At 59.4% G+C, this 26,857-nt stretch carries 21 protein-coding genes; 16 read left to right on the plus strand and 5 right to left on the minus strand.

Annotation, left to right across the window (positions count from 1 at the left end):
* Window positions 1–3 precede the first annotated feature (3 nt).
* The 12 genes from nuoG (at window position 4) to BM216_RS28610 (ending at window position 13,224) form a co-directional block, all read left to right on the plus strand.
* The gene (gene nuoG, locus BM216_RS28555; protein WP_093003026.1) at window positions 4–2,085 is read left to right on the plus strand and encodes an NADH-quinone oxidoreductase subunit NuoG; all 2,082 of its coding nucleotides are present in this window, start codon (window positions 4–6) and stop codon (window positions 2,083–2,085) included.
* A 7-nt stretch (window positions 2,086–2,092) separates the two neighbouring features.
* A complete protein-coding gene (gene nuoH / locus BM216_RS28560) occupies window positions 2,093–3,136 on the plus strand; it encodes an NADH-quinone oxidoreductase subunit NuoH (protein ID WP_093003174.1) in 1,044 nt (347 codons plus the stop codon).
* A 39-nt stretch (window positions 3,137–3,175) separates the two neighbouring features.
* Window positions 3,176–3,664, plus strand: coding sequence for an NADH-quinone oxidoreductase subunit NuoI (nuoI, locus tag BM216_RS28565; protein ID WP_093003028.1), 489 nt, complete (start codon window positions 3,176–3,178; stop codon window positions 3,662–3,664).
* Window positions 3,665–3,790: 126 nt separating this feature from the next.
* Complete coding sequence (locus BM216_RS28570) at window positions 3,791–4,405, plus strand: NADH-quinone oxidoreductase subunit J (protein WP_093003030.1); 615 nt, start codon at window positions 3,791–3,793, stop codon at window positions 4,403–4,405.
* Between the two features lie 19 nt (window positions 4,406–4,424).
* Complete coding sequence (nuoK, locus tag BM216_RS28575; protein WP_093003032.1) at window positions 4,425–4,733, plus strand: NADH-quinone oxidoreductase subunit NuoK; 309 nt, start codon at window positions 4,425–4,427, stop codon at window positions 4,731–4,733.
* Window positions 4,734–4,740: 7 nt separating this feature from the next.
* Window positions 4,741–6,741 (plus strand): NADH-quinone oxidoreductase subunit L, encoded by a 2,001-nt coding sequence (nuoL, locus tag BM216_RS28580; RefSeq protein WP_093003034.1) that lies wholly within the window; start codon window positions 4,741–4,743, stop codon window positions 6,739–6,741.
* Window positions 6,741–8,252, plus strand: a complete 1,512-nt coding sequence (locus BM216_RS28585; RefSeq protein WP_093003036.1) for an NADH-quinone oxidoreductase subunit M — start codon at window positions 6,741–6,743, stop codon at window positions 8,250–8,252. The genes nuoL and BM216_RS28585 overlap by 1 nt, the downstream gene beginning before the upstream one ends.
* A gap of 18 nt (window positions 8,253–8,270) precedes the next feature.
* Window positions 8,271–9,713, plus strand: a complete 1,443-nt coding sequence (nuoN, locus tag BM216_RS28590) for an NADH-quinone oxidoreductase subunit NuoN (RefSeq protein ID WP_093003038.1) — start codon at window positions 8,271–8,273, stop codon at window positions 9,711–9,713.
* Between the two features lie 2 nt (window positions 9,714–9,715).
* Complete coding sequence (locus tag BM216_RS28595; protein WP_093003040.1) at window positions 9,716–10,486, plus strand: biotin--[acetyl-CoA-carboxylase] ligase; 771 nt, start codon at window positions 9,716–9,718, stop codon at window positions 10,484–10,486.
* Window positions 10,487–10,494: 8 nt separating this feature from the next.
* Complete coding sequence (locus BM216_RS28600; protein WP_093003042.1) at window positions 10,495–12,165, plus strand: ribonuclease J; 1,671 nt, start codon at window positions 10,495–10,497, stop codon at window positions 12,163–12,165.
* Window positions 12,166–12,431: 266 nt separating this feature from the next.
* Entirely contained in the window at window positions 12,432–12,836 is a 405-nt protein-coding gene (gene mce / locus BM216_RS28605; protein WP_093003044.1) for a methylmalonyl-CoA epimerase, read from the plus strand.
* A gap of 112 nt (window positions 12,837–12,948) precedes the next feature.
* The gene (locus tag BM216_RS28610; RefSeq protein ID WP_093003046.1) at window positions 12,949–13,224 is read left to right on the plus strand and encodes a DUF1467 family protein; all 276 of its coding nucleotides are present in this window, start codon (window positions 12,949–12,951) and stop codon (window positions 13,222–13,224) included.
* A gap of 225 nt (window positions 13,225–13,449) precedes the next feature.
* Here BM216_RS28610 and BM216_RS33745 read toward each other — a convergent pair whose 3' ends face one another.
* Window positions 13,450–13,665, minus strand: coding sequence for a hypothetical protein (locus tag BM216_RS33745; protein WP_143102893.1), 216 nt, complete (start codon window positions 13,663–13,665; stop codon window positions 13,450–13,452).
* Between the two features lie 68 nt (window positions 13,666–13,733).
* On the opposite strand from BM216_RS33745, the gene proS reads away from it, so the two are divergent.
* The 3 genes from proS to BM216_RS28625 all read left to right on the plus strand — a co-directional run bounded on the left by proS (window position 13,734) and on the right by BM216_RS28625 (window position 17,155).
* Window positions 13,734–15,056: a proline--tRNA ligase gene (proS, locus tag BM216_RS28615; RefSeq protein WP_093003048.1), complete on the plus strand. Its 1,323-nt coding sequence runs from the start codon at window positions 13,734–13,736 to the stop codon at window positions 15,054–15,056.
* Between the two features lie 89 nt (window positions 15,057–15,145).
* Window positions 15,146–16,462 carry a lipoprotein-releasing ABC transporter permease subunit gene (locus BM216_RS28620; protein WP_093003050.1) on the plus strand — a complete coding sequence of 439 codons (1,317 nt, stop codon included), beginning with the start codon at window positions 15,146–15,148 and terminating at the stop codon, window positions 16,460–16,462.
* Between the two features lie 6 nt (window positions 16,463–16,468).
* Window positions 16,469–17,155, plus strand: a complete 687-nt coding sequence (locus tag BM216_RS28625) for an ABC transporter ATP-binding protein (protein ID WP_093003052.1) — start codon at window positions 16,469–16,471, stop codon at window positions 17,153–17,155.
* Window positions 17,156–19,209: 2,054 nt separating this feature from the next.
* On the opposite strand, the gene BM216_RS34825 is transcribed toward BM216_RS28625, so the two are convergent.
* Window positions 19,210–19,431 carry a HipA domain-containing protein gene (locus BM216_RS34825; protein WP_348272024.1) on the minus strand — a complete coding sequence of 74 codons (222 nt, stop codon included), beginning with the start codon at window positions 19,429–19,431 and terminating at the stop codon, window positions 19,210–19,212.
* Window positions 19,373–19,648: a HipA domain-containing protein gene (locus BM216_RS34830; protein ID WP_244530382.1), complete on the minus strand. Its 276-nt coding sequence runs from the start codon at window positions 19,646–19,648 to the stop codon at window positions 19,373–19,375. The genes BM216_RS34825 and BM216_RS34830 overlap by 59 nt, the downstream gene beginning before the upstream one ends.
* An 868-nt stretch (window positions 19,649–20,516) precedes the next feature.
* On the opposite strand from BM216_RS34830, the gene dnaE reads away from it, so the two are divergent.
* Window positions 20,517–24,011, plus strand: a complete 3,495-nt coding sequence (dnaE, locus tag BM216_RS28640) for a DNA polymerase III subunit alpha (RefSeq protein WP_093003056.1) — start codon at window positions 20,517–20,519, stop codon at window positions 24,009–24,011.
* A gap of 29 nt (window positions 24,012–24,040) precedes the next feature.
* Here the strand turns inward: dnaE and BM216_RS28645 are convergent, their stop codons facing one another.
* On the minus strand, window positions 24,041–25,372 hold the full coding sequence (locus tag BM216_RS28645) for a L,D-transpeptidase family protein (protein WP_093003058.1): 1,332 nt from the start codon (window positions 25,370–25,372) through the stop codon (window positions 24,041–24,043).
* 133 nt (window positions 25,373–25,505) lie between these two features.
* Window positions 25,506–26,822 (minus strand): DNA polymerase IV, encoded by a 1,317-nt coding sequence (locus BM216_RS28650; protein ID WP_244530376.1) that lies wholly within the window; start codon window positions 26,820–26,822, stop codon window positions 25,506–25,508.
* Window positions 26,823–26,857 lie beyond the last annotated feature (35 nt).

Consider the following 26,857-nt stretch of genomic DNA (forward strand, 5'->3'; position numbering starts at 1 on the left):
ACGATGACGAAGCTGAAGGTAGACGGCAAGGAAATCGAGGTCCCGGATCATTTCACGCTGCTTCAGGCGTGCGAGGAAGCCGGCGCTGAGATCCCGCGCTTTTGTTTCCACGAGCGTCTGTCCGTGGCGGGTAATTGCCGCATGTGCCTCATCGAGGTGAAGGGTGGCCCGCCTAAGCCGGCAGCCTCCTGCGCCATGGGTGTGCGCGACGTGCGCGGCGGCCCGAACGGCGAATTGCCGGAAATCTTCACCAACACGCCAATGGTGAAAAAGGCCCGCGAAGGCGTAATGGAATTCCTGCTCATCAACCATCCGCTCGATTGCCCGATCTGCGACCAGGGCGGCGAATGCGACCTGCAAGACCAGGCCATGGCTTTCGGCATCGACAGTTCCCGCTATGGCGAGAACAAGCGCGCCGTCGAAGACAAATATATTGGCCCTCTCGTCAAGACCGTGATGAACCGCTGCATTCACTGCACACGCTGCGTCCGTTTCACGACCGAGGTTGGTGGCATCTCCGAACTTGGCCTGATCGGTCGCGGTGAGGACGCCGAGATCACGACCTATCTTGAACATGCTATGACGTCTGAGCTGCAGGGCAACGTGATTGACCTCTGCCCGGTCGGTGCTTTGACATCGCGTCCCTTCGCTTTCACGGCCCGTCCCTGGGAACTTGGCAAAACTGAATCAATCGACGTCATGGATGCAGTCGGCTCCGCGATCCGCGTCGATACCCGCGGCCGAGAAGTCATGCGCATTATGCCGCGTGTCAACGAGCAGGTGAACGAAGAGTGGATCTCGGACAAGACCCGCTTCATCTGGGATGGCCTGAAGACCCAGCGTCTCGACCGCCCTTACGTCCGCAAGGACGGCCGTTTGCAGCCAGCGACCTGGGGTGAAGCGTTCGGCGCCATCAAATCTGCCGTCTCCGCGACGTCCGGTGCCAAGATCGGAGCGATCGCAGGCGATCTCGCTTCCGTTGAAGAGATGTATGCGCTGAAGGAACTCCTCGCCTCGCTCGGCTCGGAAAACCTCGACTGTCGCCAGGACGGGACGGCGCTTGATCCGTCGCTCGGTCGTGCAAGCTATCTGTTTAACCCGACAATCGAAGGCATCGAACAGGCAGGCGCGCTGCTCATCATCGGTGCTAACCCGCGCCTCGAGGCCGCTGTTCTTAATGCAAGAATTCGCAAGCGCTTCCGTCGCGGCAACTTCCCGATCGGGGTGATCGGCGAGGTTAGCGATCTGCGGTATGCCTATGATTATCTCGGCGCCGGCTCGGAAACACTTTCCGATCTCGCATCGGGAGCAAACGGCTTTGCTGAAAAGCTTCGCAGCGCCAAGAAGCCGATGATTATCGTAGGGCAGGGGGCTCTATCCCGTCCGGACGGTCTGGCCGTTCTCCAGGCGGCTTCCCAGCTCGCCGGCTCAGTCGGTGCGTTGACTGAAGAGTGGAATGGCTTTGCCGTTCTCCACACCGCGGCATCGCGCGTCGGCGGCCTCGATCTCGGTTTCGTGCCGGGGGCGAAGGGTGCCGATGCGGCAACCATGCTGCGCTCGATGGACGTTCTCTTCCTGCTTGGCGCCGACGAGATGAACTTCTCTGCCAAGTACGCAAAGTGCACGGTCTACATTGGCAGCCATGGTGACGCCGGCGCAATGAACGCCGATGTCATTCTGCCGGGTGCCGCCTATACTGAAAAGTCAGGGACCTGGGTCAATACCGAAGGCCGCGTCCAGATGGGCAACCGCGCCGGCTTTGCGCCGGGCGAGGCTCGAGAGGAATGGGCAATCATCCGCGCGCTCTCTGACGTGCTTGGCAAGAAGCTGCCGTTTGATAGCCTGTCGGCATTGCGTGCGGCCCTCTACCAGACTTACCCGCACTTCGCCGCCATCGACGAAATCGCCGCAGGCTCTGTCAACGACATCGCTACGCTCGGCCAGAAAGCCGAAAGCTTGTCGAAGGGTGGTTTCACCTCGCCGGTCAAGGACTTCTATCTGACAAACCCGATCGCTCGCGCATCTGCCGTCATGGCGGAATGCTCGGCGCTGGCCCGCAACAATTTCCAGGCTGCGGCGGAGTAATATGAATATGGACTCGTTCTTTTGGACTTATGTCTGGCCGGCGCTGATCATGGTTGGTCAGTCACTGCTTCTGTTGGTCTGCCTGCTCGTCTTTATCGCCTACATCCTGCTTGCGGACCGCAAGATCTGGGCAGCTGTCCAGCTGCGTCGTGGACCGAACGTTGTCGGTCCTTTCGGCCTATTCCAGTCCTTTGCCGACCTTTTGAAGTTCATTCTAAAAGAGCCGATCATTCCGGCCGGTGCCAACAAAGGTGTTTTCCTTTTGGCCCCTCTGGTATCGGTAACGCTTGCGCTCGCCACCTGGGCGGTCATTCCGCTCAATGACGGCTGGGTCGTTTCCAACATCAATGTTGGCATCCTGTACGTCTTTGCGATCTCGTCGCTTGAGGTCTACGGCATCATCATGGCCGGATGGGCGTCGAACTCGAAATATCCATTCCTTGGCGCGCTGCGCTCGGCTGCGCAGATGGTGTCCTACGAAGTCTCGATTGGTTTTGTCATCGTCGCGGTGCTTCTTTGCGTCGGCTCGCTCAACCTGACGGACATTGTCTATGCCCAGCAGGACGGCCTTGGCACCAAGCTCGGTTTGCCGAACTCCTTCCTCGACTGGCACTGGCTGTCGCTCTTCCCGATGTTCGTGATCTTCTTCATCTCGGGTCTTGCCGAAACCAACCGTCCGCCCTTCGATCTTCCGGAAGCTGAATCCGAACTTGTCGCGGGCTACATGGTCGAATATGCGTCGGCCCCGTACATGATGCTGATGCTCGGTGAGTATGCCGCTATCCTGCTTATCTGCTCGCTGACGACGATCCTCTTCCTCGGTGGCTGGCTGCCGCCGGTTGACTTCTGGCTGATCAATTGGGTCCCGGGCATCATCTGGTTCGTGCTGAAGGCAACACTGGTTTTCTTCATGTTCGCCATGGTGAAGGCGTTCGTGCCGCGCTACCGCTATGATCAACTCATGCGTCTTGGCTGGAAGGTTTTTCTTCCTCTGTCACTTGCCATGGTCGTTGTCGTAGCATTTACGCTGAAGCTGACGGGATGGGCATGATCATGACCCTCCGCGCTTCCAGCATTATTGGAGAATAAGATGGCTATTGCTCAGGCTATCAACTCGCTGTTCCTGAAAGAATTCGTCGGCGCCTTCTTCCTGTCGATGCGCTATTTCTTCAAGCAGAAGGCCACGATCAACTATCCTTTCGAAAAGGGCCCGATCTCTCCTCGCTTCCGCGGCGAACACGCATTGCGCCGTTATCCGAACGGCGAAGAGCGCTGCATCGCGTGCAAGCTGTGTGAGGCGATCTGTCCTGCTCAGGCAATCACCATAGAGGCAGGTCCGCGCCGCAATGACGGCACCCGCCGCACGGTGCGTTACGACATCGATATGGTGAAATGCATCTATTGCGGTTTCTGCCAGGAAGCCTGCCCGGTCGACGCGATCGTCGAAGGCCCGAATTTTGAGTTCTCGACGGAGACCCGTGAAGAACTCTATTTCGACAAGGCGCGTCTCCTGGAGAACGGCGACCGCTGGGAGCGTGAAATCGCCCGCAATATCGCAATGGACTCGCCTTACCGTTAAGGCGCGTCCGCCGGCCGCTAGATGGTGCCGGCTCATTGAAATTTAGTTCCGATGCTTGAAATTTCGCATCGGTCAGGCGGGTAGGGCGAGAAGCCCGATCCCGACGAGGGACGAGAAGGCACCACTATGGGTCTGCAGGCTATATTCTTCTATCTGTTCGCGTTCGTCGCCGTGGCGTCGGCGTTCATGGTCATATCGGCCAAGAACCCGGTTCACTCGGTACTGTTCCTGATCCTGGTCTTCTTCAACTCGGCGGGTCTCTTCCTGCTGACGGGGGCGGAATTCCTCGCGATGATCCTGCTGGTGGTTTACATCGGCGCGGTCGCGGTTCTCTTCCTCTTCGTCGTCATGATGCTCGACATCGACTTCGCCGAGCTGCGCTCCGGCATCGTACGCAACGCGCCGGTCGGCGTGCTGGTCGGCTTGATTGTCGCGGCCGAGCTGATCGTCGTCATCGGCGGCAGCGTGCTGACGCCGGAAGCCGCCAAGTCGATCACCATGCCGATCCCCAACCCGGCGGAACGGACCAACACGGCCGCCCTCGGCGACGTGCTTTACACGAATTACGTCTACTTCTTCCAGCTCGCCGGCATGGTGCTGCTGGTCGCGATGATCGGAGCGATCGTACTGACGCTGCGTCACCGCCAGAACATCAAGCGGCAGGATATTTCCCGCCAGGTCGCCCGCACGCCGGAGACCGCCGTCGAGGTGGTCAAGGTGAAAGCTGGCCAGGGCCTCTGAGGGAAAAAGGAATAGAAAAATGGAAATCGGTCTTTCCCATTACCTCACGGTCAGCGCCATCCTGTTCACGATCGGCGTGTTCGGTATCTTCCTGAACCGCAAAAACGTCATCATCATCCTGATGTCGGTCGAACTGATCCTGCTGTCGGTCAACCTCAACATGGTGGCCTTCTCGTCTTTCCTGAACGACATCGTCGGCCAGGTCTTCGCATTGTTCATTCTGACCGTCGCGGCTGCGGAAGCCGCCATCGGTCTCGCAATTCTCGTCGTCTTCTACCGTAACCGCGGCTCGATCGCGGTCGAAGACGTCAATATGATGAAGGGCTGATCGGGTCATGATCTACAAGGCAATCGTCTTTCTTCCCCTGATCGGCTTCCTGATCGCCGGCCTGTTCGGCCGCCAGATCGGCGCCAAGGCATCCGAATACGTCACCAGCGGCCTGATGATCGTCGCTGCTATCCTATCGTGGATCGTCTTCTTCAACGTGGCACTTCACCACGGGGAAGCTGGCGAAGTGATCAAGGTCTCAGTCCTGCGCTGGATCCAGTCCGGCGGCATCGATGTCGAATGGTCCTTCCGCATCGACACCCTGACGGCTGTCATGTTCGTCGTCGTCAACACTGTGTCGACGCTCGTGCATATCTACTCGATCGGCTATATGCACCACGACCCGCATCGGCCGCGCTTCTTCGCCTACTTGTCGCTCTTCACCTTCGCCATGCTCATGCTCATCACGGCAGACAACCTGCTGCAGATGTTCTTCGGCTGGGAAGGTGTGGGTCTGGCATCCTACTTGCTGATCGGTTTCTGGTATAAGAAGCCGTCCGCCTCGGCTGCCGCAATGAAGGCCTTCATCGTCAACCGCGTCGGCGACTTCGGCTTCATCCTCGGCATTGCCGGCGTCTTTGTCCTGTTCGGCTCGATCAGCTTCGAAACCATCTTCGCTGCCGCCGCCAACTATCTGCCGGCAGAAGGCGCTGCTGACGCTAACGCGGTCATCGTCAATTTCTTCGGCATGGAACTGACCAAGAGCACCGCGCTTACCGTCACCTGCCTTCTGCTCTTCATGGGGGCCATGGGTAAGTCGGCGCAGTTCCTGCTGCACACCTGGCTGCCGGACGCGATGGAAGGCCCGACCCCGGTCTCGGCCCTCATTCACGCAGCAACCATGGTCACCGCCGGCGTCTTCCTCGTCGCCCGCATGTCGCCGATCTTCGAACTGTCCCATGATGCGCTGACCGTCGTCACCGTCATCGGCGCGATCACTGCGTTCTTTGCGGCGACCGTTGGTCTCGTGCAGAACGACATCAAGCGTGTCATCGCCTATTCGACCTGCTCGCAGCTCGGCTACATGTTCGTCGCACTCGGCGTCGGCGCCTATGGCGCGGCAGTCTTCCACCTCTTCACCCACGCCTTCTTCAAGGCGCTCTTGTTCCTTGGAGCCGGTTCGGTCATCCACGCCGTCGATGGCGAACAGGACATGCGCTACATGGGTGGTCTGAGGAAGCACATCCCGATTACATTCTGGATGATGACGATCGGCACGCTGGCGCTCACCGGCGTCGGCATCCCCGGCACCATGCTCGGTTTCGCCGGCTTCTTCTCCAAGGACGTGATCATCGAAAGCGCCTATGCCGCTCACTCCTCGGTCTCCGGCTTCGCTTTCGTCCTTCTCGTCATCGCCGCGTTGTTTACCAGCTTCTACTCCTGGCGCCTGGCCTTCCTTACCTTCTTCGGCAAGCCACGCGCGAGCCATGAGGTCATGCACCACGTCCATGAGAGCCCGTTGGTCATGCTAGCGCCGCTTTACATCCTTGGCATCGGCGCGGTGCTTGCCGGTGTTGTTTTCGAGGGGTACTTCTTCGGCCATCACTACGAGGAATTCTGGAAGGGAGCGCTGTTTACGCTACCGGAAAACGAGATCCTTGAGCACTTCCACCACGTACCGCTTTGGGTGAAGTGGAGCCCGTTCGTCGCCATGGCGACCGGTTTCATCACCGCCTGGTTCTTCTACATCAAGTCGCCGGAAACCCCGAAGAAGCTCGCTGCGTCGCAGCAGGGCCTCTACCAGTTCCTGCTCAACAAGTGGTATTTCGACGAACTCTACGACTTCCTTTTCGTCCGCTCCGCCAAAGCTCTTGGCCGGTTCCTGTGGAAGAAGGGTGACGTCGGCGTCATCGATACCTACGGCCCGAACGGCGTTGCCGCCCGCGTGGTCGACGTCACCAACCGGGTCGTCAAGCTGCAGTCCGGTTATCTTTATCACTACGCCTTCGCAATGATGATCGGCATCGCCGCCCTCGTCACCTGGATGATGCTCGGGAGCTCCATGTAATGACCGACTGGCCAATTCTCTCGACAGTCACCTTCCTGCCGCTGGTCGGCGTGCTCCTCCTCCTGTTCATGAACGGGGAAGGGGAGAACGGTCGTCGCAACGTCCTAAACATTTCGCTTGCGACCACGGTCGTGACCTTTATCCTGTCGCTCTTCGTCTGGATCGGCTTCGACAACTCGGATGCCGGCTTCCAGATGGTCGAGAAGCATGCCTGGCTCGGCACCGGCATCGCCTATCATCTCGGTGTCGACGGCATCTCCATGCTGTTCGTCATCCTGACGACCTTCCTCATGCCCTTCTGCGTACTGGCAAGCTGGACGTCGGTCGAGAAGCGCATCAAGGAATACATGATCGCCTTCCTGCTGCTGGAAGTGGTCATGGTCGGCGTGTTCGTCGCGCTCGACGTGGTGCTCTTCTACATCTTCTTCGAAGCGACGCTGATCCCGATGTTCGTCATCATCGGCGTTTGGGGCGGCAAGGATCGCGTCTACGCGTCCTACAAGTTCTTCCTCTACACGCTGCTCGGCTCGGTGCTGATGATGCTCGCCATCATGGCCATGTACTGGAACGCCGGCACGACCGATATTCCGGAACTCCTGAAGCACGGCTTCCCGGCCGGCATGCAGACCTGGCTGTGGCTCGCCTGCTTCGCTGCCTTCTCGGTCAAGATGCCGATGTGGCCGGTTCACACCTGGCTTCCAGACGCCCACGTTCAGGCACCGACGGCAGGTTCGGTCATCCTGGCTGGCGTCATGCTGAAGCTCGGCGGTTACGGCATGATCCGCTTCTCGCTGCAGATGTTCCCGCTGGCATCCGATTACTTCGCGCCGCTGGTCTTCGCACTTTCCGTCATCGCCATCATCTATACCTCGCTGGTGGCGCTGATGCAGGAAGACATTAAGAAGCTGATCGCTTACTCTTCCGTCGCCCACATGGGCTATGTCACCATGGGTATCTTTGCGGCCAATGCGCAGGGTCTCCAGGGCGCCATCTTCCAGATGCTGTCGCACGGCATCGTCTCGGGCGCGCTCTTCCTCTGTGTCGGTGTCGTCTATGACCGCCTCCACACCCGCGAGATTTCGGCCTATGGCGGTCTCGTCGGCAACATGCCGAAATACGCCGTAGCCTTCATGATCTTCACCATGGCAAACGTCGGTCTGCCTGGTACCTCCGGCTTTATCGGCGAATTCCTGACGATCATCGGCGTCTTCCGCGTCAACACATGGGTCGCGCTTTTTGCCGCCACCGGCGTCATCCTGTCGGCTTCCTATGCGCTGTGGCTCTACCGCCGCGTCATTTTCGGGCCGCTTGAAAAAGAAAGCCTGAAGTCGCTGCTCGATCTGTCGGGCCGTGAAAAGGTCATCCTCTATCCGATGATCGCGCTGACCATCTTCTTCGGCGTCTATCCGGCTCCGGTCTTCGATGCGACCGCAGCCTCGGTGGACCTCGTGGTGAACAACTATTCCGCAGCCCTGCAGGCGGCGGCGAACCTTGCACTCAACGTGCAGTGAGACGGGACGAAATTTGATATGACCCCTGAACTTCTCTCACTCAGCCTGCAGCTGACCATGCCGGAGATCATTCTGGCAGTGGGTGCGCTCGCGCTTCTGATGATCGGCGTCTTTTCCGGTGAAAAGTCGGCCACCATGGTCACGGTGCTGTCGATCATCCTTATTGCAATTTCCGGCCTCTGGCTGATCTTCGCCACCGGAGAGGGCGAAGCCTTCGGCGGCGCCTCCCTGCTCGATCCTTTCGGTCGCTTCATGAAGGTGCTGGCGCTCATCGGCTCCATGGTCGCAATGCTGATGTCGCTGTCGAGCGCCCGCTCGCAGCAGCTCGACCGCTTTGAATTCCCGGTCCTGCTGGTCCTGGCGACCCTCGGCATGATGGTCCTGATCTCGGCAAACGACCTGATCGCCTTCTATATGGGCCTCGAGCTCATGTCGCTGTCGCTCTATGTCGTCGCCGCCTTCAACCGTGACAGCATCAGGTCTACCGAAGCGGGTCTCAAGTATTTCGTGCTCGGCGCCCTGTCGTCCGGCATGATGCTTTACGGCATGTCCCTGGTTTACGGCTTCACCGGCAATACCGGCTTCGACGAGATCGCCCGCGTCCTGACCTCCGATACCCGCCAGCTCGGCGTCATCTTCGGCATGGTCTTCATCCTTGCCGGCGCCTGCTTCAAGATCTCGGCCGTGCCGTTCCACATGTGGACGCCGGACGTCTATGAAGGTGCGCCGACTGCTGTCACCGCCTTCTTTGCATCGGCGCCGAAGGTGGCCGCCATGGCGATCCTCGTGCGCATCGTCTCGGAAGCCTTCCTGCCGATCGTCGCCGAATGGCGCCAGGTCATCGTCTTCGTGGCGATCGCCTCCATGCTGCTTGGCTCCTTCGCCGCAATCGGCCAGAAGAACATCAAGCGCCTGATGGCCTATTCGTCGATCGGTCACATGGGCTATGCGCTGGTTGGCCTCGCCGCCGGTTCGGAAACCGGCGTCTCCGGCGTCGTGCTCTACATGACCATCTACATGGTCATGACGCTTGGCACCTTCGCCTGCATCATGGCGATGAAGCGCGAAGATGGCACCTATGTCGAAAGCGTCGAGGATCTCGCCGGCCTGTCGTCCACCCGTCCGTTTATGGCGGTCGTTTTGACGGCGCTGATGTTCTCTATGGCCGGCATTCCTCCGCTTGCAGGCTTCTTCGCGAAATATTTCGTCTTCGTCGCGGCGATCGAAGCCAAGCTTTATGCGCTCGCCATCATCGGCGTGTTGTCCTCGGTCGTCGGCGCTTACTACTACCTGCGTCTCGTCAAGCTGATGTGGTTCGACGAGCCGAAGGGCGAATTCGCCCGCACCTCCGGCGAGCTGCGTCTGGTCTTTGGCCTCTCCGGCCTGTTCGTGACGGCCTACGTCCTAATCGGCGGACCGATCGGTGTGGCGGCCAATGCGGCAGCCCGGTCATTCTTCTGAGCATGGCTAGAAATAGCGGACGCTTCTCGCTGGAAGCGTTCCGCCATGTCGCTTTCAACGACATAGGCTCCACCAATAGTGAATGTCTCGCCCGCGCTCGCGCGGGCGATTCCGGTTTGTTGTGGGTGACCGCTGCACGCCAGACTGCGGGCCGTGGCCGACGCGGCCGTGCCTGGACCTCCGAGCCCGGCAATCTCTATGCCTCCTTGCTGCTCGTCGATCCGGCGCCGATCGCGCTGACCGCGTCATTGCCCCTCGTCGTTGCCATCGCCGTCCATGAGGCCATCCGTGCCGTGCTACCGCCGGGGGACGACGCACTGCAGGTGAAGTGGCCGAATGACATTCTGATCAACCGCAGAAAGACCTGCGGCATTTTGCTCGAGGGTGAACCTGTTGCCGACGGAAAACGGGCCTTGGCGATCGGCATCGGCATCAATATCCGCCACATGCCAGACAGCGCACCCTATGGCGTCACCCGGCTGGTGGACCACGGCGCGGCCGTCTCCCCGGACGAGCTTTTCGCTCATCTTTTCAAGTCGATGGCGGTGACGTTGGAATCATGGGATGAGGGGCGTGGCACGGTCGAAATCGTCAGCCGCTGGCGCAAGCTCGCCTGCGGCATCGGCGAGCGGATCACCGTCAATCTCCCCGACCGGTCGATCGAGGGCATTTTTGCCGGGATAGACGACAATGGCCTCCTGCTTCTGGACAGGGGGGATGGACAAGTCATGCCAATCGCGGCAGGTGATGTATTTTTTGCGAGAACGGAATAAGAAGAAGAATGGCTAAGCAAGACGAACTGGTGTTTCTGCCGCTGGGCGGCGTGGGCGAGATTGGCATGAACCTCGCTCTCTACGGCTATGGGCCGGCCGAGAAGCGCCAGTGGATCATGGTCGATTGTGGCGTGACCTTCCCGGGGCCTGATCTTCCGGGCGTCGATCTCGTGCTGCCCGATATCCGCTTCCTTGCCTCGCAGCGCAACAATCTTAAGGGCATGATCATCACTCATGCGCATGAGGACCATTACGGCGCGATGAACGATCTCTGGCCCGGCCTTAACGTGCCGGTCTATGCCTCGCCCTTTACGGCCGGCATGCTGGAAGCCAAGCGCAAATATGAGGGCAACCGCGCCGAAATCCCGATCACCATCTTCAAGGCCGGGGACCGCATCAATGTCGGCCCGTTCGAGATCGAGGCCGTTGGCGTCAACCATTCCATCCCTGAGCCGATGTCGCTGGTCATCCGCACGCCACTCGGCAATGTCGTCCATACCGGCGACTGGAAGATCGACGCCAAGCCGACGCTTGGGCCGCTAACCGACGAAGATCGCTTCCGCGCCATCGGCGACGAAGGCGTGCTGGCGCTGATGTGCGACAGCACCAATGCCTTGCGTGACGGCGTCTCACCCTCGGAAGAGGAAGTCTCCAAGGGGCTGCAGAAGGTTATCGAAGAGGCCAAGGGCAGGGTAGCCATCACCACCTTCTCGTCGAATGTAGGCCGCATCCGTTCGATCGCCGAAGCGGCAGACGCCGCCGGCCGTGAAGTTCTGCTGCTCGGTTCGTCGTTGAAGCGCGTCGTCAACGTCGCCCAGGACATCGGCATCATGGAAGGCGTCAAGCCCTTCATCGCCGAGGACGAATACGGCTATATCCCGCGCGACAAGGTTGTCGCCATCCTCACCGGCAGCCAGGGCGAACAGCGCGCGGCGCTGGCCAAGATCTCCCGCGACGAGATGCGCCATGTGGCGCTGACCAAGGGTGATACGGTTGTCTTTTCATCGCGTACCATTCCCGGCAACGAAAAGCCGATCATCGAGATCAAGAACGCGCTGATCGAGCAGGGCATCAAAATCGTCACCGATTCCGATGCGCTCGTACACGTCTCCGGCCACCCGCGCCGCAACGAGCTGCTCAAGATGTACGAGTGGACCCGGCCGCAGATCCTCGTGCCCGTCCATGGCGAGGCTGCTCACCTGACGGCCCAGGCCGAACTCGGCGCCTCCGCCGGCATCGCCACCATCCCGCGCGTTCGCAACGGCAACATCCTGCGCCTGGCACCCGGTCCGGCCGAGGTGATCGACGATGCACCCCATGGCCGTATCTTCAAGGACGGCAAGCTGATCGGCGATTTCGACGAGATGGCGATCGGTGATCGCCGCAAGCTTTCCTTTGCCGGCCACGTCTCGGTCAACGTCCTGCTCGACAGCCGCTACGAATTCCTTGCCGATCCCGACCTCGTCTCCTTCGGCCTGCCGGAATTCGACGACGAGGGCGAAGATATGGACGACGGTCTCTACGACGCCGTCCTCGGCGCCGTCGAAAGCATTCCACGCGCGCGCCGCAAGGATCTCGACATGGTGCGCGAAGCGATCCGCCGCGCCGTCCGCGCTGCCGCCAACATGGCCTGGGGCAAGAAGCCGGTCGTCACGGTGTTTCTGACGAGGGTGCAGTAGGGCGCTTCGGTAATCCGTCTTCCCGCCATGACGGGGAGACGGTGCCGGCAGGTGGATGAGGGGCAGACGGTCCGCAAGGCAGGTCCCTCACTCGGCATTGAACCTATCCCCGTGGGGGAGAGGCTTCGGAGCGGTGGCCGAAGGCAGAAATCGATGAAATCGATTTCAGGGAACGGAGGCCTGAGCGCGATGCCACGCGAAGGCAATCAAGATCTTAGCTTCGGCTAGGTCTCGGTGGTGAGGGGATCCGAGGAGGATGAAGACATATGATCGGCCGCGTCAATCACATCGCCATCGCCGTTCCGATCCTCCATGAGGCGGCGGCACTCTATCGCGATACGCTCGGTGCGCAGGTCTCCTCGCCAAAGGCACTTCCCGAACACGGTGTGACCGTCGTCTTCGTCACGCTGCCCAACACCAAGATCGAACTGCTCGAACCTCTCGGCGACGGGTCGCCGATCGCCGCTTTCCTGGAGAGAAATCAGTCGGGCGGCATCCATCACATCTGCTACGAGACCGACGATATCGAGAAGGCGGCAAAAAATTTGCAGGCCTCGGGCGCCCGCATTCTGGGTGATGGCAGGCCGAAGACCGGAGCCCATGGCAAGCCTGTCCTGTTCCTGCACCCGAAAGATTTTAACGGCACGCTGATCGAGCTGGAGGAGGTTTGATGCACGACGAAATTATGAATGAAAACAACGGTCTAGAAGCACGTTCGGAATCGCTTTCGCAGCGCCTTGAATCTATGTCGGAGGTCGCTCGCTGCGCCGGAGGTGACACGCCATGCCCATTCTGACCGTCGCGGCGATCTATTTCATTCTCTGGTGGACCGTCCTGTTCATCGTGTTGCCGCTCGGCTATCGCAGCCAGCAGGATGATGGCGATGTGACGCTGGGTACCGTTGAAAGCGCACCCGCGAGGTTCCGGGGCGGGCGGGTCATCCTGCTGACGACCGTCATCTCGGCCGCCCTCTATCTCGCCTATCATCTCGCCTCGACCTATTTCGGATTTGGCGTAGGCAGCATCCCGAACATCATTCCGAGCTTCAGCCAGGTTTGATCGACTGAAGATATGTCACTGACATACAATAATAATTTTCGGTGGAGGGATGGCCGGGCTTCCTTAAAGTCAAAAAAAAACAAGGCGGTTAAGCCTTGTTTTTCAGTTTCGCGTGACCTTCACCGTTGCCGGGGCTGCGACAAGCGCGCCAGAGATCTCATCCTCCCAAGACTTTGACCGCGAATGGCAAGAATTTGAACTTCATGCCTGTTTTATGAGCTGAAACTAGCTCACCGCTTGGGCTTTGTCATCATCTTTTTTGTATTTTTGCGACAGTTTGGCAAAAAAATCCTGTTGACGAATATGTCGCACCTCTTCCTTCATAAAAAACACATGTTCGCGACGCGGCTCGTCTTTTGAGCGCATTCGCCGCAACGTCTTCCCCCTGGCTTTCTTGCAGATCCGGGTTTCCTTGGCGCTTGGGAACCGATATGAAGCCACGCCATATGGTCCTTAAATCGGCCGATTCCCGATCGATCGGGATCGGCAAGCAAACGTCGGAAAGCTAGATGCGTCTATCCCGCTATTTCATGCCCATCCTGAAGGAAAACCCCAAGGAAGCGGAGATCGTTTCGCACCGGCTCATGCTGCGCACCGGCATGGTCCGCCAGCAGAGCCAGGGCATCTATTCTTGGCTGCCGCTTGGCAAGCGCGTGCTCGACAAGGTGAACGCGATCATCCGTGAGGAACAGAACCGCGCCGGCGCCATCGAGCTTCTGATGCCGACGCTGCAGTCGGCCGAACTCTGGCAGGAAAGCGGCCGCTACGAGGCCTATGGCAAGGAAATGCTGCGCATCAAGGACCGTCAGGAGCGGCCGATGCTCTACGGACCGACCAATGAGGAAATGGTCACCGATATCTTCCGGTCATATATCAAGTCCTACAAGAACCTGCCGCTCAACCTCTACCACATCCAGCTCAAGTTCCGCGACGAGATCCGTCCGCGCTTCGGCACGATGCGGTCGCGCGAATTCCTGATGAAGGACGCCTATTCCTTTGACTTAAACAAGGAAGATGCCGTCCATTCCTATAACAAGATGTTCGCGGCCTATCTGCGCACCTTCGACCGTCTCGGCCTGCGCGCCATCCCAATGCGCGCCGATACCGGCCCGATCGGCGGCAACCACAGCCACGAATTCATAATCCTCGCTGAGACCGGCGAATCTGAAGTCTTCTCGCACCGCGATTTCGTCAATTTCGACATTCCCGGCGAAGACACCAATTTCGACGATGTCGCCGGCATGCAGGCGATCTTCGATAAATGGACCTCGGTCTATGCCGCGACGTCTGAGATGCACGATGCGGCGGCGTTCGACGCGATCCCCGATAGCGATCGGCTCTCCGCTCGGGGCATTGAGGTTGGCCACATCTTTTATTTCGGCACCAAATATTCCGAGCCGATGGGCGCCAAGGTGCAGGGACCGGACGGCAAGGAGCACCTTGTCCACATGGGCTCCTACGGCATCGGCCCGACCCGCCTCGTTCCCGCCATCATCGAAGCCTCCCATGACGAGAACGGCATTATCTGGCCCGAATCGGTCGCGCCCTTCGATGTCGTGGTGATCAACATGAAGCCCGGCGACGAAGCCTGCGACCGGCTCTCGGAAAACCTCTATGCGACGCTCGGGAATGCCGGCAAGGACGTGCTTTACGACGACACGGACGACCGCGCCGGCACCAAGTTTGCCACCGCCGATCTGATCGGCGTGCCGGTGCAGATCATCGTCGGCCCGCGCTCGGCAGCCGTAGGCGAGGTCGAGGTAAAGGTTCGCCGTACCGGCGCCCGCGAGGTCATGACCCTCGAGGCCGCCCTGAACCGCATCACCGGCTGACGGCTTATCTGCCGTTCCGGTTCTATAGCATTGGGTGCGAGGACGGCGTACGGTCCGGTCCCGCACCGACCAAGACGAGGAAAGCGTGAATGTCGAGCATCGCTGCGGGTGGTGAGAAGGAAAAGGCGGAGAAGGCTCCAAAAGCCCCGCGCGCCGGAGCCTTTTCGGCCTTCGAGCGCATGGTTGCATGGCGCTACCTGCGCTCACGCCGCAAGGAGGCCTTCATCTCCGTCATTGCCGGCTTTTCCTTCATCGGCATCATGCTCGGCGTCGCAACCCTGATCATCGTCATGGCGGTGATGAACGGCTTTCGCACCGAGCTGATCTCCCGCATTCTCGGCATCAACGGCCACATGATCGTCCAGCCCATCGATCAGCCGCTCAACGATTATGCCGAATTGACCAAGAAGTTTTCCGCCGTTCCCGGCGTCAAGATGGCCTTGCCCTTGGTCGAAGGCCAGACGCTTGCATCGGGCAAGGGCGGTGCGGGCTCCGGCGCATTGGTGCGCGGTGTGCGTGCAGAAGACCTCGAAAAACTCCCGGAAGTCGCCGGCAACATCAAGCAAGGCGATATCGTTGGTTTTGCCTCGGGGCAAGGGGTGCTCGTCGGCTCGCGCCTCGCGGCTCAGCTCGGTATCACCGCCGGTGACCAGATCACGCTGATCTCGCCGGAAGGCGATGTGACCCCTATGGGCGTCAATCCGCGAGTGAAATCTTACCCTGTTTCGGGCGTCTTCGAGATCGGCATGTCGGAATACGACGCGACGATCATCTACATGCCGTTGGGTGAATCGCAGCTCTATTTCAATGCCGAAGGCATCGTCCAGTCGATCGAGCTGTTTATCGACGATCCCGACAATGTCGACGTGATGCGGCCGAAGATCGAGGAAGCTGCCGGCCGGCAGATCTTCATCACCGATTGGCGCCAGCGCAACCAGACCTTCTTCTCCGCGCTCCAGGTCGAACGCAACGTCATGTTCATGATCCTGACGCTGATCGTGCTGGTGGCGGCGCTCAACATCATCTCCGGCCTCATCATGCTGGTGAAGGACAAGGGTTCGGACATCGCCATCCTGCGCACGATGGGCGCAAGCTCTGGTGCCATCATGCGCATCTTCTTCATGACGGGCGCTGCGATCGGTCTGGTCGGCACGCTCGCCGGCGTGGCGCTCGGCGTCATCGTTTGCCTCAATATCGAATCAATCCGTCAGTTCTTCTCGTGGATTTCCGGCACGGTTCTGTTCAATCCGGAACTCTATTTCCTGAGCGAACTGCCGGCCGAAATGAGCATCAGCGAAACCGTGTCGGTCGTCACCATGGCGCTGACGCTCTCTTTCATTGCTACCATCTTTCCGGCGTGGCGGGCCTCCAGGCTCGATCCCGTCCAGGCCCTCCGATACGAATAGGTCTCCATGGCACTGCGCAAATCCGTCTTGAAGCTCACGGGCGTCGAACGCCATTACGGTCAGGGCGAAACCACGCTGTCGATCCTGAAGGGCGCCGATTTCGAATTGAGATCCGGCGAAATCGTCGCACTCGTAGCACCTTCCGGCACCGGCAAGTCGACCCTCCTGCATCTCGCCGGTCTGCTCGAACACCCCGATGGCGGTGACGTCTCGATCGGCGGCAGGTCGTGCAATGACCTTCCAGACGAAGACCGAACGGCGATCCGTCGCGCCGAGATCGGCTTCGTTTACCAGTTCCACCACCTCCTGCCGGAATTTTCGGCGATCGAGAACATCATGATGCCGCAGCTGATCGGCGGCCTGTCCAAGGTCGAGGCGAGGGGGCGTGCAGCCCAGCTTCTTGATTATATGCGCATCGGCCATCGCGCCGAACATCGCCCGGCGGAACTTTCCGGCGGTGAACAGCAACGCGTCGCCATCGCCCGCGCCGTCGCCAATGCGCCCCGCTTGCTTCTTGCAGACGAGCCCACCGGCAACCTTGATCCGAAGACCGCATCTTACGTGTTCGATGCGCTTGAAGCCCTGGTACGCCAATCGGGGCTTGCCGCCCTGATTGCGACCCATAACCACGAACTCGCTGCCCGCATGGACCGTCGAGTGACGATCGAAAGTGGCAAGGTAGTCGAGTTCTAGGAACTGAGCTGCAAGACTTCGATGCCGCGGTCGTGGTGGCCAGGAATTCCTTCGGAGCTCCGTTAGTTGCCATGAAATTTGCAGTCAGATCAAGGCTACCGGGTTCGTCGTTTAGCTATCGCGGTCGCGATCCGTGGCGCGTTTGTTGTGCGCAACGTCGTACATAACCCGCCGGCAATCGAAGCGGGATTGGCAGGGCTCGATGACGGCGGAGATTTTGCAGACGGTGGTGATCGCCCTTCTTAGCGCAGTCCAAAAAAGCTTAGGATTGCAAGTACGATGACGACCGCTCCGACGAGCCAGATGATGCTGTTCATTGAATTTCCTCGAAAATGTGAGTGCCTGACGGAAGCCAGAATGCGGCAGCTCTCGATATGTTCCTGACTTTTGAAAGCCGCCGTGTAAAGTTGCTCTCGGGAGATAGCTGACCTGAACATCAGAAGCTTGTCATCATCCAGTAGGTGGTGTGCGCCTGAACAGCACCGCATTTCTGAGGTTGTCAAATGAGAGGGTTCAACTTCTCCGTAAGAGGGAACTGCCCTTAGGCGCCAGTTGCCGCCAACGGTCGCGCTGACCCGTCCTGTCAACACCGCGATCCCATAATATGAGTGGTGGGTGGTGCGAAAAGCGGGGCACGTCCGAGCTTGAACGCTGTCTTCTCGAATAGCTTCAACTAATCCGCGCTTCCGGTCGCTGTGTTTGGCCGACGGAACCGAGCTGCCTAGCAACACCGCAAAATCCTGGGGACTTACGGCGTTGCCTCAATGTTTCATCCGAAAGGCCCACGTTCGAGCGTATTGTCAGTGGAGCGGCGGTGGTCGTGATCGGTTGCCCTCAGGAAGGCTAGTTGGTTAACAGTGCTTGTGCAGCTTAAGACCGGCTGAGCCAAACAGCTGATGGAGGGCGCGGTCCGCGCTGTTGGTGTCACAAGATGTCCTGCCGTGATAGCAGTTTTGTGTATGTGGAACTTTATGTTTCGATAAGAATGGTCAATGGCACTCGCAGTTCGAGGCGCTATGAAATAACCGCTTGGCGGGCGGCCGTAGACCCGAATAGCGCTAAGCAGGGCACCGCGAGCGGTTGCAAGCGCGTCCTCAACCGACCGGTTGGACTTCTGCATGATACGAATGATGGTCGAAAGGGCGCCGCGAGGGGAGAAGTTTGAGGGACTTCTGCGTTTGAGACATCACAACCCTCGCGGCACTACAGAACCGTCGCTCTTCCATTATGTTCCCGCAAAGCCGATGCTTACTCTATAAGCAGGTCGCGCCTCCACCACCAGGGCCTGATCCTACATCTCGATCGAGATCAATCATGCGACAGTGTGCGCATGGCGATCTGTCGTCACAGCGTTTTCCTAGATCCCGTTCTGGTCCCTTCGAAGGGCATGTGGGTACCCCCGACGTTTCAAAGACGGTAGAGCACCATGAATCACCCCAACCAAATACATGTGATTTGACGACTACACGTGCAGGTGGCATCGTGGCGTCGAACTGATCGGTTTGGTGAGCCACCATCTAGCTATCGGTGAAACTTCATGACCTTCAGTATATCCCCGGCGCGTTCCCTGCGCGTCGGGGCCGTCTCTTCAACCAGCGGCGTGTCGTAATCGCCCGTGCCTTCACCTGCGACGCATACTTGCAGACGCTTTCACCGGCTTTCTCAATCCGAAGACCGCGTTGTGGGTATTCGGTTGAAGCGCCCCAGGGGCAGTCTGATCTGGCTGGTTGCATCGCCAGCCATAATCACGGACACGCCGTCCGCGTGGACCATGACTAGTTGCGATAATCTCGCGCAAATAGATAACGACTGCCACCAGCTCGTAGCAGTGGTTTAACGCCTCGGGCTGGCCCTGCGCATATCGTCATCCCTCGTGGCGTCGGACGTTCATGTTGGCCGAGAAATACTATATTCATCCCGACCATGCGGCACGTGAAGTGTCTAATCCGGCCGACTACCGTCTCAGAGTTTGTCGAGTTCTTTAGTCCGGGCTTTAGATAGTCCAACTGTTTCAGCAAATCTTGGCCATCGGTCCACTGCCATTCGCACTTGATCTATAACATCCTTGGCATCTTGATTCGGGATTGATGCCCCCTAGCGACGGCTAAGAGGTGAGGCATTCCAGGCGTCCTACCTTCCCCGGCGATTGTAGCGCTTTGTTCCCCGCCTGGACCTGACGAAAAGGTAAGATCGTATGCAGGCGCCGAAAACCAACGATCATTTCCGTCCATGAGAAAAGCATGGTTTTTCGCGTGGTCGTCGCGGTTTTTTTGCATAGACGTTAAACACCATGTTTCGGAACATCTTGAGAACTTCCGCGGCGTCACGGGTCATCACATGCTCAAGCTTGTGCAGTTGCTCATAGTTAAGTGAGGGCTCGCGATGGCTGGCATTCAACAGGCCGCTCGCCGTATGCATGCGCAGTCTGCCATCAGCTGTTCTATCGAAACGTTTTGTCGCGAAAAGCCGTCTTCCTTTGCGGGTGTCAAACAGGCGGGTTCGGCCATCTCTAGTCCTGCTGCTAGCGCCATAAGGGCATAGGCTTTTTCTTCGGCGCCGATTTCCCGCGGGTCATCAGAACTTGCAGCCTTAACCATCCATCTTTCGAACCCCGGATTTATCTGCTGGCCATAGTCGAGCACACACCTTTTTCGTCCCCGTTGAATCCGATCATGATCTTTGGTCGTGCGCTCGCGGACCCGCCTTGCGCGCGCTGCAAGCTATCGATCTCAGCGATTGGGACCAGAGATGAGGGACTGGCCGCGGGAAAAGATGGATTTGGATCGTAGGGATAGTACCGCGTCAGATGTATTTCGCGCCTTATCTGCTCGACTGGCCGCTCGATCAACTCGCGGGGCAGCAAGCTTGCCGGAATGACTCGTGGTTCTCCCGCCATCGCGGGTGAGCGTCGCATGTCAATGTAAATTTGATCCGAGCTATGGCGACTTCATGCAAAACACGGAGCTCGGAAGGAAGGAATCCGTCATGTTTTCCCTCTGCATCTCGATATCCGCACGTAGTCAGTTTACGCTTCATTCACCTTCATGGCGGGGATAGTGCGGAAATTTCGTTGTCGGTTTGTTCTTTTGTTGACTCGTGTACTAAAGCGGAACAAAATAGAAACATAACGAACACGGAGACAACGATGACCGACCTTTTTCGTGACATTGCCGCTTTCGCATCCATCGCAACTTTCGTGACGACCCTTTCGATGATCATGATGGCGATGTAGGTAACAACCGGTGGCGCCTGTTTCTCGCGCCACCCGTTTCAAAACAAGTTGACGGTCGTATTCCGAACTGGACTTGCGGCCCCCGGCGCCCGAAAATACACCGATTGATTCAATGGGTACGGCGCGGATATGGCAGAGCAGAAAAGCACGGGATCGTCAGACGAGATCATCGGGGCGACACCGCAGTTTGTCCACCTGCGCCTGCATTCGGCCTATTCCCTGCTTGAAGGGGCGCTGCCGCTCAAGAAGGTTCTGGGCAAGGCGGTTGCGGACAATCAGCCTGCGATCGCGATTACCGACACCAACAACCTATTCGTCGCCCTGGAATTCGCCCAGAAGGCGATCGGCGACGGCCTGCAGCCGATCATCGGGTGCCAGTTGTCGATCGACATGGAGGACCAGACCGAAGAGCGACGCGGCAACCAGCTTGCCAAGCTGCCGGCGATCATTCTGCTTGCCGCCACCGCCGCAGGCTATGAGCGTCTCGTCGATCTCGTCAGTCGGGCCTATCTCGGCGGTGAAGGCAACAGCGAGACCTGCATCCGTGCCTCCTGGCTGGACGAGTCCGGCACGGATGGCCTGATTGCGCTCACGGGTGCCGGGTCCGGGCCGGTCGACAAGCCGATGAAGGATGGAAATGCCGGACAGGCCGCCGCCCGGCTGCTGCGGCTTAAGGATCTGTTCGGCGATCGCCTCTATATCGAACTGCAGCGTCACGGCAGCTATGATCGCCGCCACGAAAACCGGATGATTGATCTCGCCTATGAGCACGACGTGCCTCTTGTGGCGACCAACGAAGCCTTCTTCCTGACCAAGGCTGACTACGACGCCCATGACGCTTTGATGGCGGTCGCACATGGCGCGATCGTTTCCGACGACAGCCGTTTTCGCCTGACGCCGGATCACTATCTCAAGAGCCGCGAAGAGATGGCGAAACTTTTCGCCGATCTTCCCGAGGCGCTGGAGAACACGGTCGAGATCGCTCGCCGCTGCTCTTTCATCCTGAAGACCCGCAACCCGATCCTGCCGCGCTTCACCGGCGCGACCGATGATCCGGCGGAGGCTGAACGCGCAGAGGCGGACGAACTGCGCCGCCAGGCGGTCGAAGGCCTCGAGAACCGAATGGCGGAACTCGGCCTCAGCGCCGGGTTCACCGAAAAAGATTATCGCGAGCGCCTGGATTTCGAGCTCAGCGTCATTGAGAAGATGAAGTTCCCCGGCTACTTCCTGATCGTTGCCGACTTCATCAAATGGGCGAAGATCCAGAACATTCCGGTCGGCCCCGGCCGCGGTTCGGGTGCAGGCTCGCTGGTCGCCTATGCGCTGACCATTACCGATGTCGATCCGCTGCGTTTCTCGCTCCTGTTCGAGCGCTTCCTCAACCCGGATCGTGTCTCGATGCCGGACTTCGACATCGACTTCTGCCAGGATCGCCGCGAAGAGGTGATCCGCTATGTACAGCGCAAATACGGGCGCGAGCAGGTGGCGCAGATCATCACCTTCGGTTCGCTGCAGGCACGCGCTGCGCTGCGCGACGTCGGTCGCGTGCTAGAAATGCCCTATGGCCAGGTCGACCGCATCTGCAAGCTTGTGCCCAACAATCCGGCCAACCCGACGCCTCTGTCGAAGGCGATCGAGGAGGAGCCGAAATTCCAGGAAGAGGTCGACAAGGAGCCGGTTGTCGGCCGCCTGCTCGATATCGCCCAGAAGATCGAGGGTCTCTACCGCCACGCCTCGACCCACGCCGCCGGCATCGTGATCGGCGACCGGCCGCTGTCGAAGCTCGTGCCGATGTATCGAGACCCGCGCTCGGACATGCCGGTCACCCAGTTCAACATGAAGTGGGTGGAACAGGCCGGCCTCGTCAAATTCGACTTCCTCGGCCTGAAGACCCTGACCGTGCTGAAGACGGCTGTCGATTTCTGCCGCAAGCGGAATATCGAGGTGGATCTTGCAAAGATCCCGCTCGATGACGAACTGACCTACGCCATGCTGTCGCGCGGTGAGACCGTCGGCGTGTTTCAGGTGGAAAGTGCGGGCATGCGCAAGGCGCTGATCGGCATGCGGCCGGACTGCATCGAGGATATTATTGCGCTCGTAGCACTCTACCGCCCAGGTCCGATGGAGAACATCCCGACCTACAATGCCCGCAAGCATGGCGAGGAAGAGATCGAGTCCGTCCATCCCTCAATTGATTACCTCCTCAAGGAAACCCAGGGCGTTATCGTCTACCAGGAACAGGTCATGCAGATCGCTCAGGTCCTGTCGGGCTATTCGCTCGGCGAGGCCGACCTTCTGCGCCGTGCCATGGGTAAGAAGATCAAGGAGGAGATGGACAAGCAGAGCGAACGTTTCGTCGATGGCGCCATCAAGAACGGCGTCTCCAAGCCACAGGCGAAGAACATTTTCGAACTGCTCGCCAAGTTCGCCAATTACGGCTTCAACAAGAGCCATGCCGCGGCCTACGCGATCGTCTCCTACCAGACGGCCTACATGAAGGCCCATTACCCGGTCGAGTTCCTGGCCGCATCGATGACCTACGATATGGCCAATACCGAAAAGCTCAACGACTTCCGTGAGGATGCCGGCCGCCTCGGCATCAAGGTCATCCCGCCCTCGGTCCAGACCTCGTTTCGCCATTTCGAGACGGGTGAGGCGAAGATCTATTACGCGCTCGCCGCTATCAAGGGCGTCGGTGATTCCGCTGTCGAGCACATTACCGAAGTGCGCGGTGACAGGCCCTTCGCCAGCATCGAGGATTTCTGCCTGCGGGTCGATCCGAAGCAGATCAATCGTCGCGTCCTGGAGAGCCTGATTTCCGCCGGTGCCTTCGACTGCTTTGGCATCGACCGCGCTCAGTTGAGTGCCGGTCTCGACCGCGTCATCGGTTATGCCCAGCGAGCCCAGGAGGAGAAGGTCTCTGGCCAGTCGGATTTCTTCGGTTCATCGGCCAGTTCCGGGCCGGAAAAGTTGGTCCTGCCGACCTTCAATCCTTGGATGCCGTCGGAAATGCTGATGCGCGAATATCAGGTGCTCGGCTTTTATCTCTCGGCCCATCCGCTCGACACCTATGCCGATGTTCTCGCCAAGCTGCGCGTCCAGACGTTTGCCGATTTCGCGGCTTCAGTCCGTCAGGGCGCGACGGCCGGGCGGCTCGCCGGAACGGTGACGGGACGCCAGGAGCGCAAGACCAAGACCGGCAACAAGATGGGCATCATCACCTTCTCGGACTCTTCCGGTCAGTTCGAGGCGGTGCTGTTTTCAGAGGCGCTTGCGCAATATCGCGACCTGCTCGAACCAGGGAAATCGCTGGTCATCACCGTGCAGGCCGACGAGCGGCCGGAAGGTATCGGCCTGCGCATCCAGACGGCGCAGTCGCTGGAAGAGCAGTCTATCCGCATGCAAAAGGCGCTACGCGTCTTCGTGCGCGACGCGCGTCCGGTCGATACCGTCAAACGTCACCTGAAAGCCAGGGGCGAGGGTCTCGTCTCCTTCATCGTTATCAAGGATGACGGTCGGCGCGAGATAGAGGTCGAGCTGACGGACCGCTTCCGCCTGTCGCCTGAAATTGCCGCGGCGCTCAAGGCGGCGCCAGGTGTTCTGGATGTGGAATTGGTGCAATAGAAACGGGGCTTAAAGCCCCGTTTTGTCAATTAGTACAGACCGATACCGCCGACATATGAATCTCTTTTGGAGCGGCGTGCGGGTTTCTGACTGCTCTGGGCAGGCTGGGCCTGTACGAGGCTTGCCTCGGACTTCGTCAGCGTCACGAAATCCGTGCCCTTGCCGGTCTCCGGACCGAGGCCTTGATCGGTAATCGTCAGCGACGTGCCGTTGGTCATCAGCACGGCGATTTCCTCGCGAACGTCCTTCGGGATTTCGAGACGGTCGAGGGCGGCGGCTGCTGCATTCGGCTGGCTTGCATCGGCTGCCTTCTCGATGCCGAGATCCCGCATCTCGTCAGCGGTCAGCTTGTTCTCAAGCGTCACCGCATGCCATTCCGCCGTCTCGGCATCGCGCTTGATATGGTCGGCGGTGTAAAAATGCGTACCAAGCGCGCGCTCCGGATCCTTGATGCCGACCGGCGCCTCGAACAGCGGCTCGAAGCTGCGGCGCACGAGGATCTGTCCCGCGGGCGCTGCTTCCTGACCGGCCGAGTGATAGAGTGCTGCAAGGAACTCCTTGGAGACCAGCGGTCCGTTCAGTGGTAGGCCCTTCCAACGTTTGTAGCCGGCGATCGCATCGCGCGTCATCGGACCAGGAATGCCGTCTGCGGCGCCCGCATCGAAGCCGAGGCCGAGCAACAACGACTGTACGTCCATCATCGTCTCGCGGGCACCACGGCGGTGTACGAGGATGCGCAGCGGCGGCGCGTCTTCCGGCACGACGGCCTGCAACGAGCCTGTCGTCATCGGATCGGTTCCGGCCATGGCTACGCGATAGGGGCCATCTGAGGCTTTCTTCATGACGGTCGGGCGCAGGTCGACGTCCGACATGAATGGGGAATTTGGCGATGGCTTCAGCGGCATGAAGAGATTGGCGTTATCGATCTTCACCGGCGCCACCGGCGCGTCGGAAATGACCACATGTACGCCGCGATCGGTCATGTCGAAAATCGTCTTGGCCGTGCCAGGCGGAATACGCACGCAGCCGTGAGATGCCGGATAGTTCGGCACATGGCCTTCGTGTAGCGCGATACCCGACCATGTCAGGCGCTGCATGAACGGCATCGGCGCGTTCGAATAGATGTTGGATTCGTGGTACTTGCGCTTCTCGAGGATCGAAAAGATGCCGCTCGGTGTCGTATGCCCAGCCTTGCCGGTCGACACCTTCGTCGTCTGCACGACCGTCTCACCGTCATAGACGGTCATGGACTGCTTGTCTTTCGAGACGATAATCTGGAGGGTCGCGGTGTCGGCAAATGCGGACTGAGAGAGAATGGTCCCGGACAAGAGCCCGAGGCTGAACAAGACGCCACGCAACATGAAGACCTCATACGCAATACAATGGCAGACATGCTAGCGCAGCGAACTTAATGAAAATTTTACGAAAAGTGGCGGGATCGTGGCGCCGCATCACAAATCGTTGAACTTCGCCGCTTCGCGGCTTTGAAATCTCCTACCGGCGCTTGTCGCCAAACGTATAGCCGGTCTCGACGGCGGCTTTGCCGAACTTATCGCGCAACTTGTCCATTGCTGCTTCCGCCGCCGCGCGTCGTCCGGCCTGCTGGTCGACGAGGTCCGGCGGATCGGCGAGCGCCGGATCGCAGAGATCGGTGACGCCGATGCCGAGAAGACGAAACTTCGTCCCGTCAGTCTCCCGCTCCATCAACGACAGGCCGGTGCGAAAAATCTTGTCGGCAAGTTGGGTCGGATCTTCCAGCCGCTTGTTGCGCGTCCGGCTCTTGAAGTCGCTTGTCTTCATTTTGAGGACGACGGTCTGACCGGCAATCTCATGCTTCTTCAGCCGTGCCGACACCTTTTCCGAAAGACGCCGGAGAATGGGCACGAGTTCGTCATGGCGCGAAATGTCGTCGAAGAAGGTCGTTTCGGCAGACACGCTCTTGGCCGGGTCGTTCGGATGCACGTCGCGATCATCTATGCCGCGGGCGAGGCGATAGAGCCGCTGGCCCATCGTCCCGTAGCGCCGCATGAGGTCGCTTTCCTCCATCGTCTGGAGCTGGCCTATCGTGCGGATACCGTCAGCCTCAAGCGTGCTGTTGAATGCTTTGCCGACACCCCAGATGGTGGTGACTGGGCGGGGGGCTAGAAAGCCTTTCGCCTCGGTCTCGCCGATGACCGAAAAGCCGCGCGGCTTCTGCAGATCCGAAGCAACCTTGGCGAGGAATTTGCAATAGGAGAGCCCCACCGAGATCGAGATGCCGAGCTCGCTTTCAACGCGATTTGCAAGCTTTGCCAGGATGCGGGCCGGCGGGTCTCGGTGCAGCCGCTCGGTGCCGGCGAGTTCGAGAAAGGCCTCGTCGATTGACAACGGCTGGACGAGGGGCGTCAGTTCCATCATTAGCTGTCGCACCTGCCGGCCGACGGTCACGTATTTCTCCATGTTGGGGCGCACCACCACCGCGTCGGGGCACAGCTCCATTGCCTTGAACATCGGCATGGCCGAGCGCACGCCACTGATGCGGGCGATGTAGCAGGCGGTCGACACCACCCCGCGCTTGCCGCCGCCGATGATCACCGGCTTGTCGGCGAGGCTCGGATCGTCACGCTTCTCGATCGTAGCGTAAAAGGCGTCGCAGTCGATATGGGCGAGCGTCAGGTCATAGAGTTCGCTGTGATAGACAAGCCGCGGACTGCCGCAGGATCGACATCTCTTGATGTCGTTTTTCTGCTCGGCGAGGCAGTCGCGGCAGAAGCCGGTCTTCTTGTCGGTCACGGGAATGAGATCCGGAACAAATATTGAACATCGCCACACTAGGCCGTAATCCCGCATTTCTCAAGGGGATTGAG

Origin of the sequence: Rhizobium sp. NFR07, from assembly GCF_900111905.1 — a bacterium.
Classification (GTDB): Bacteria; Pseudomonadota; Alphaproteobacteria; order Rhizobiales; family Rhizobiaceae; genus Neorhizobium.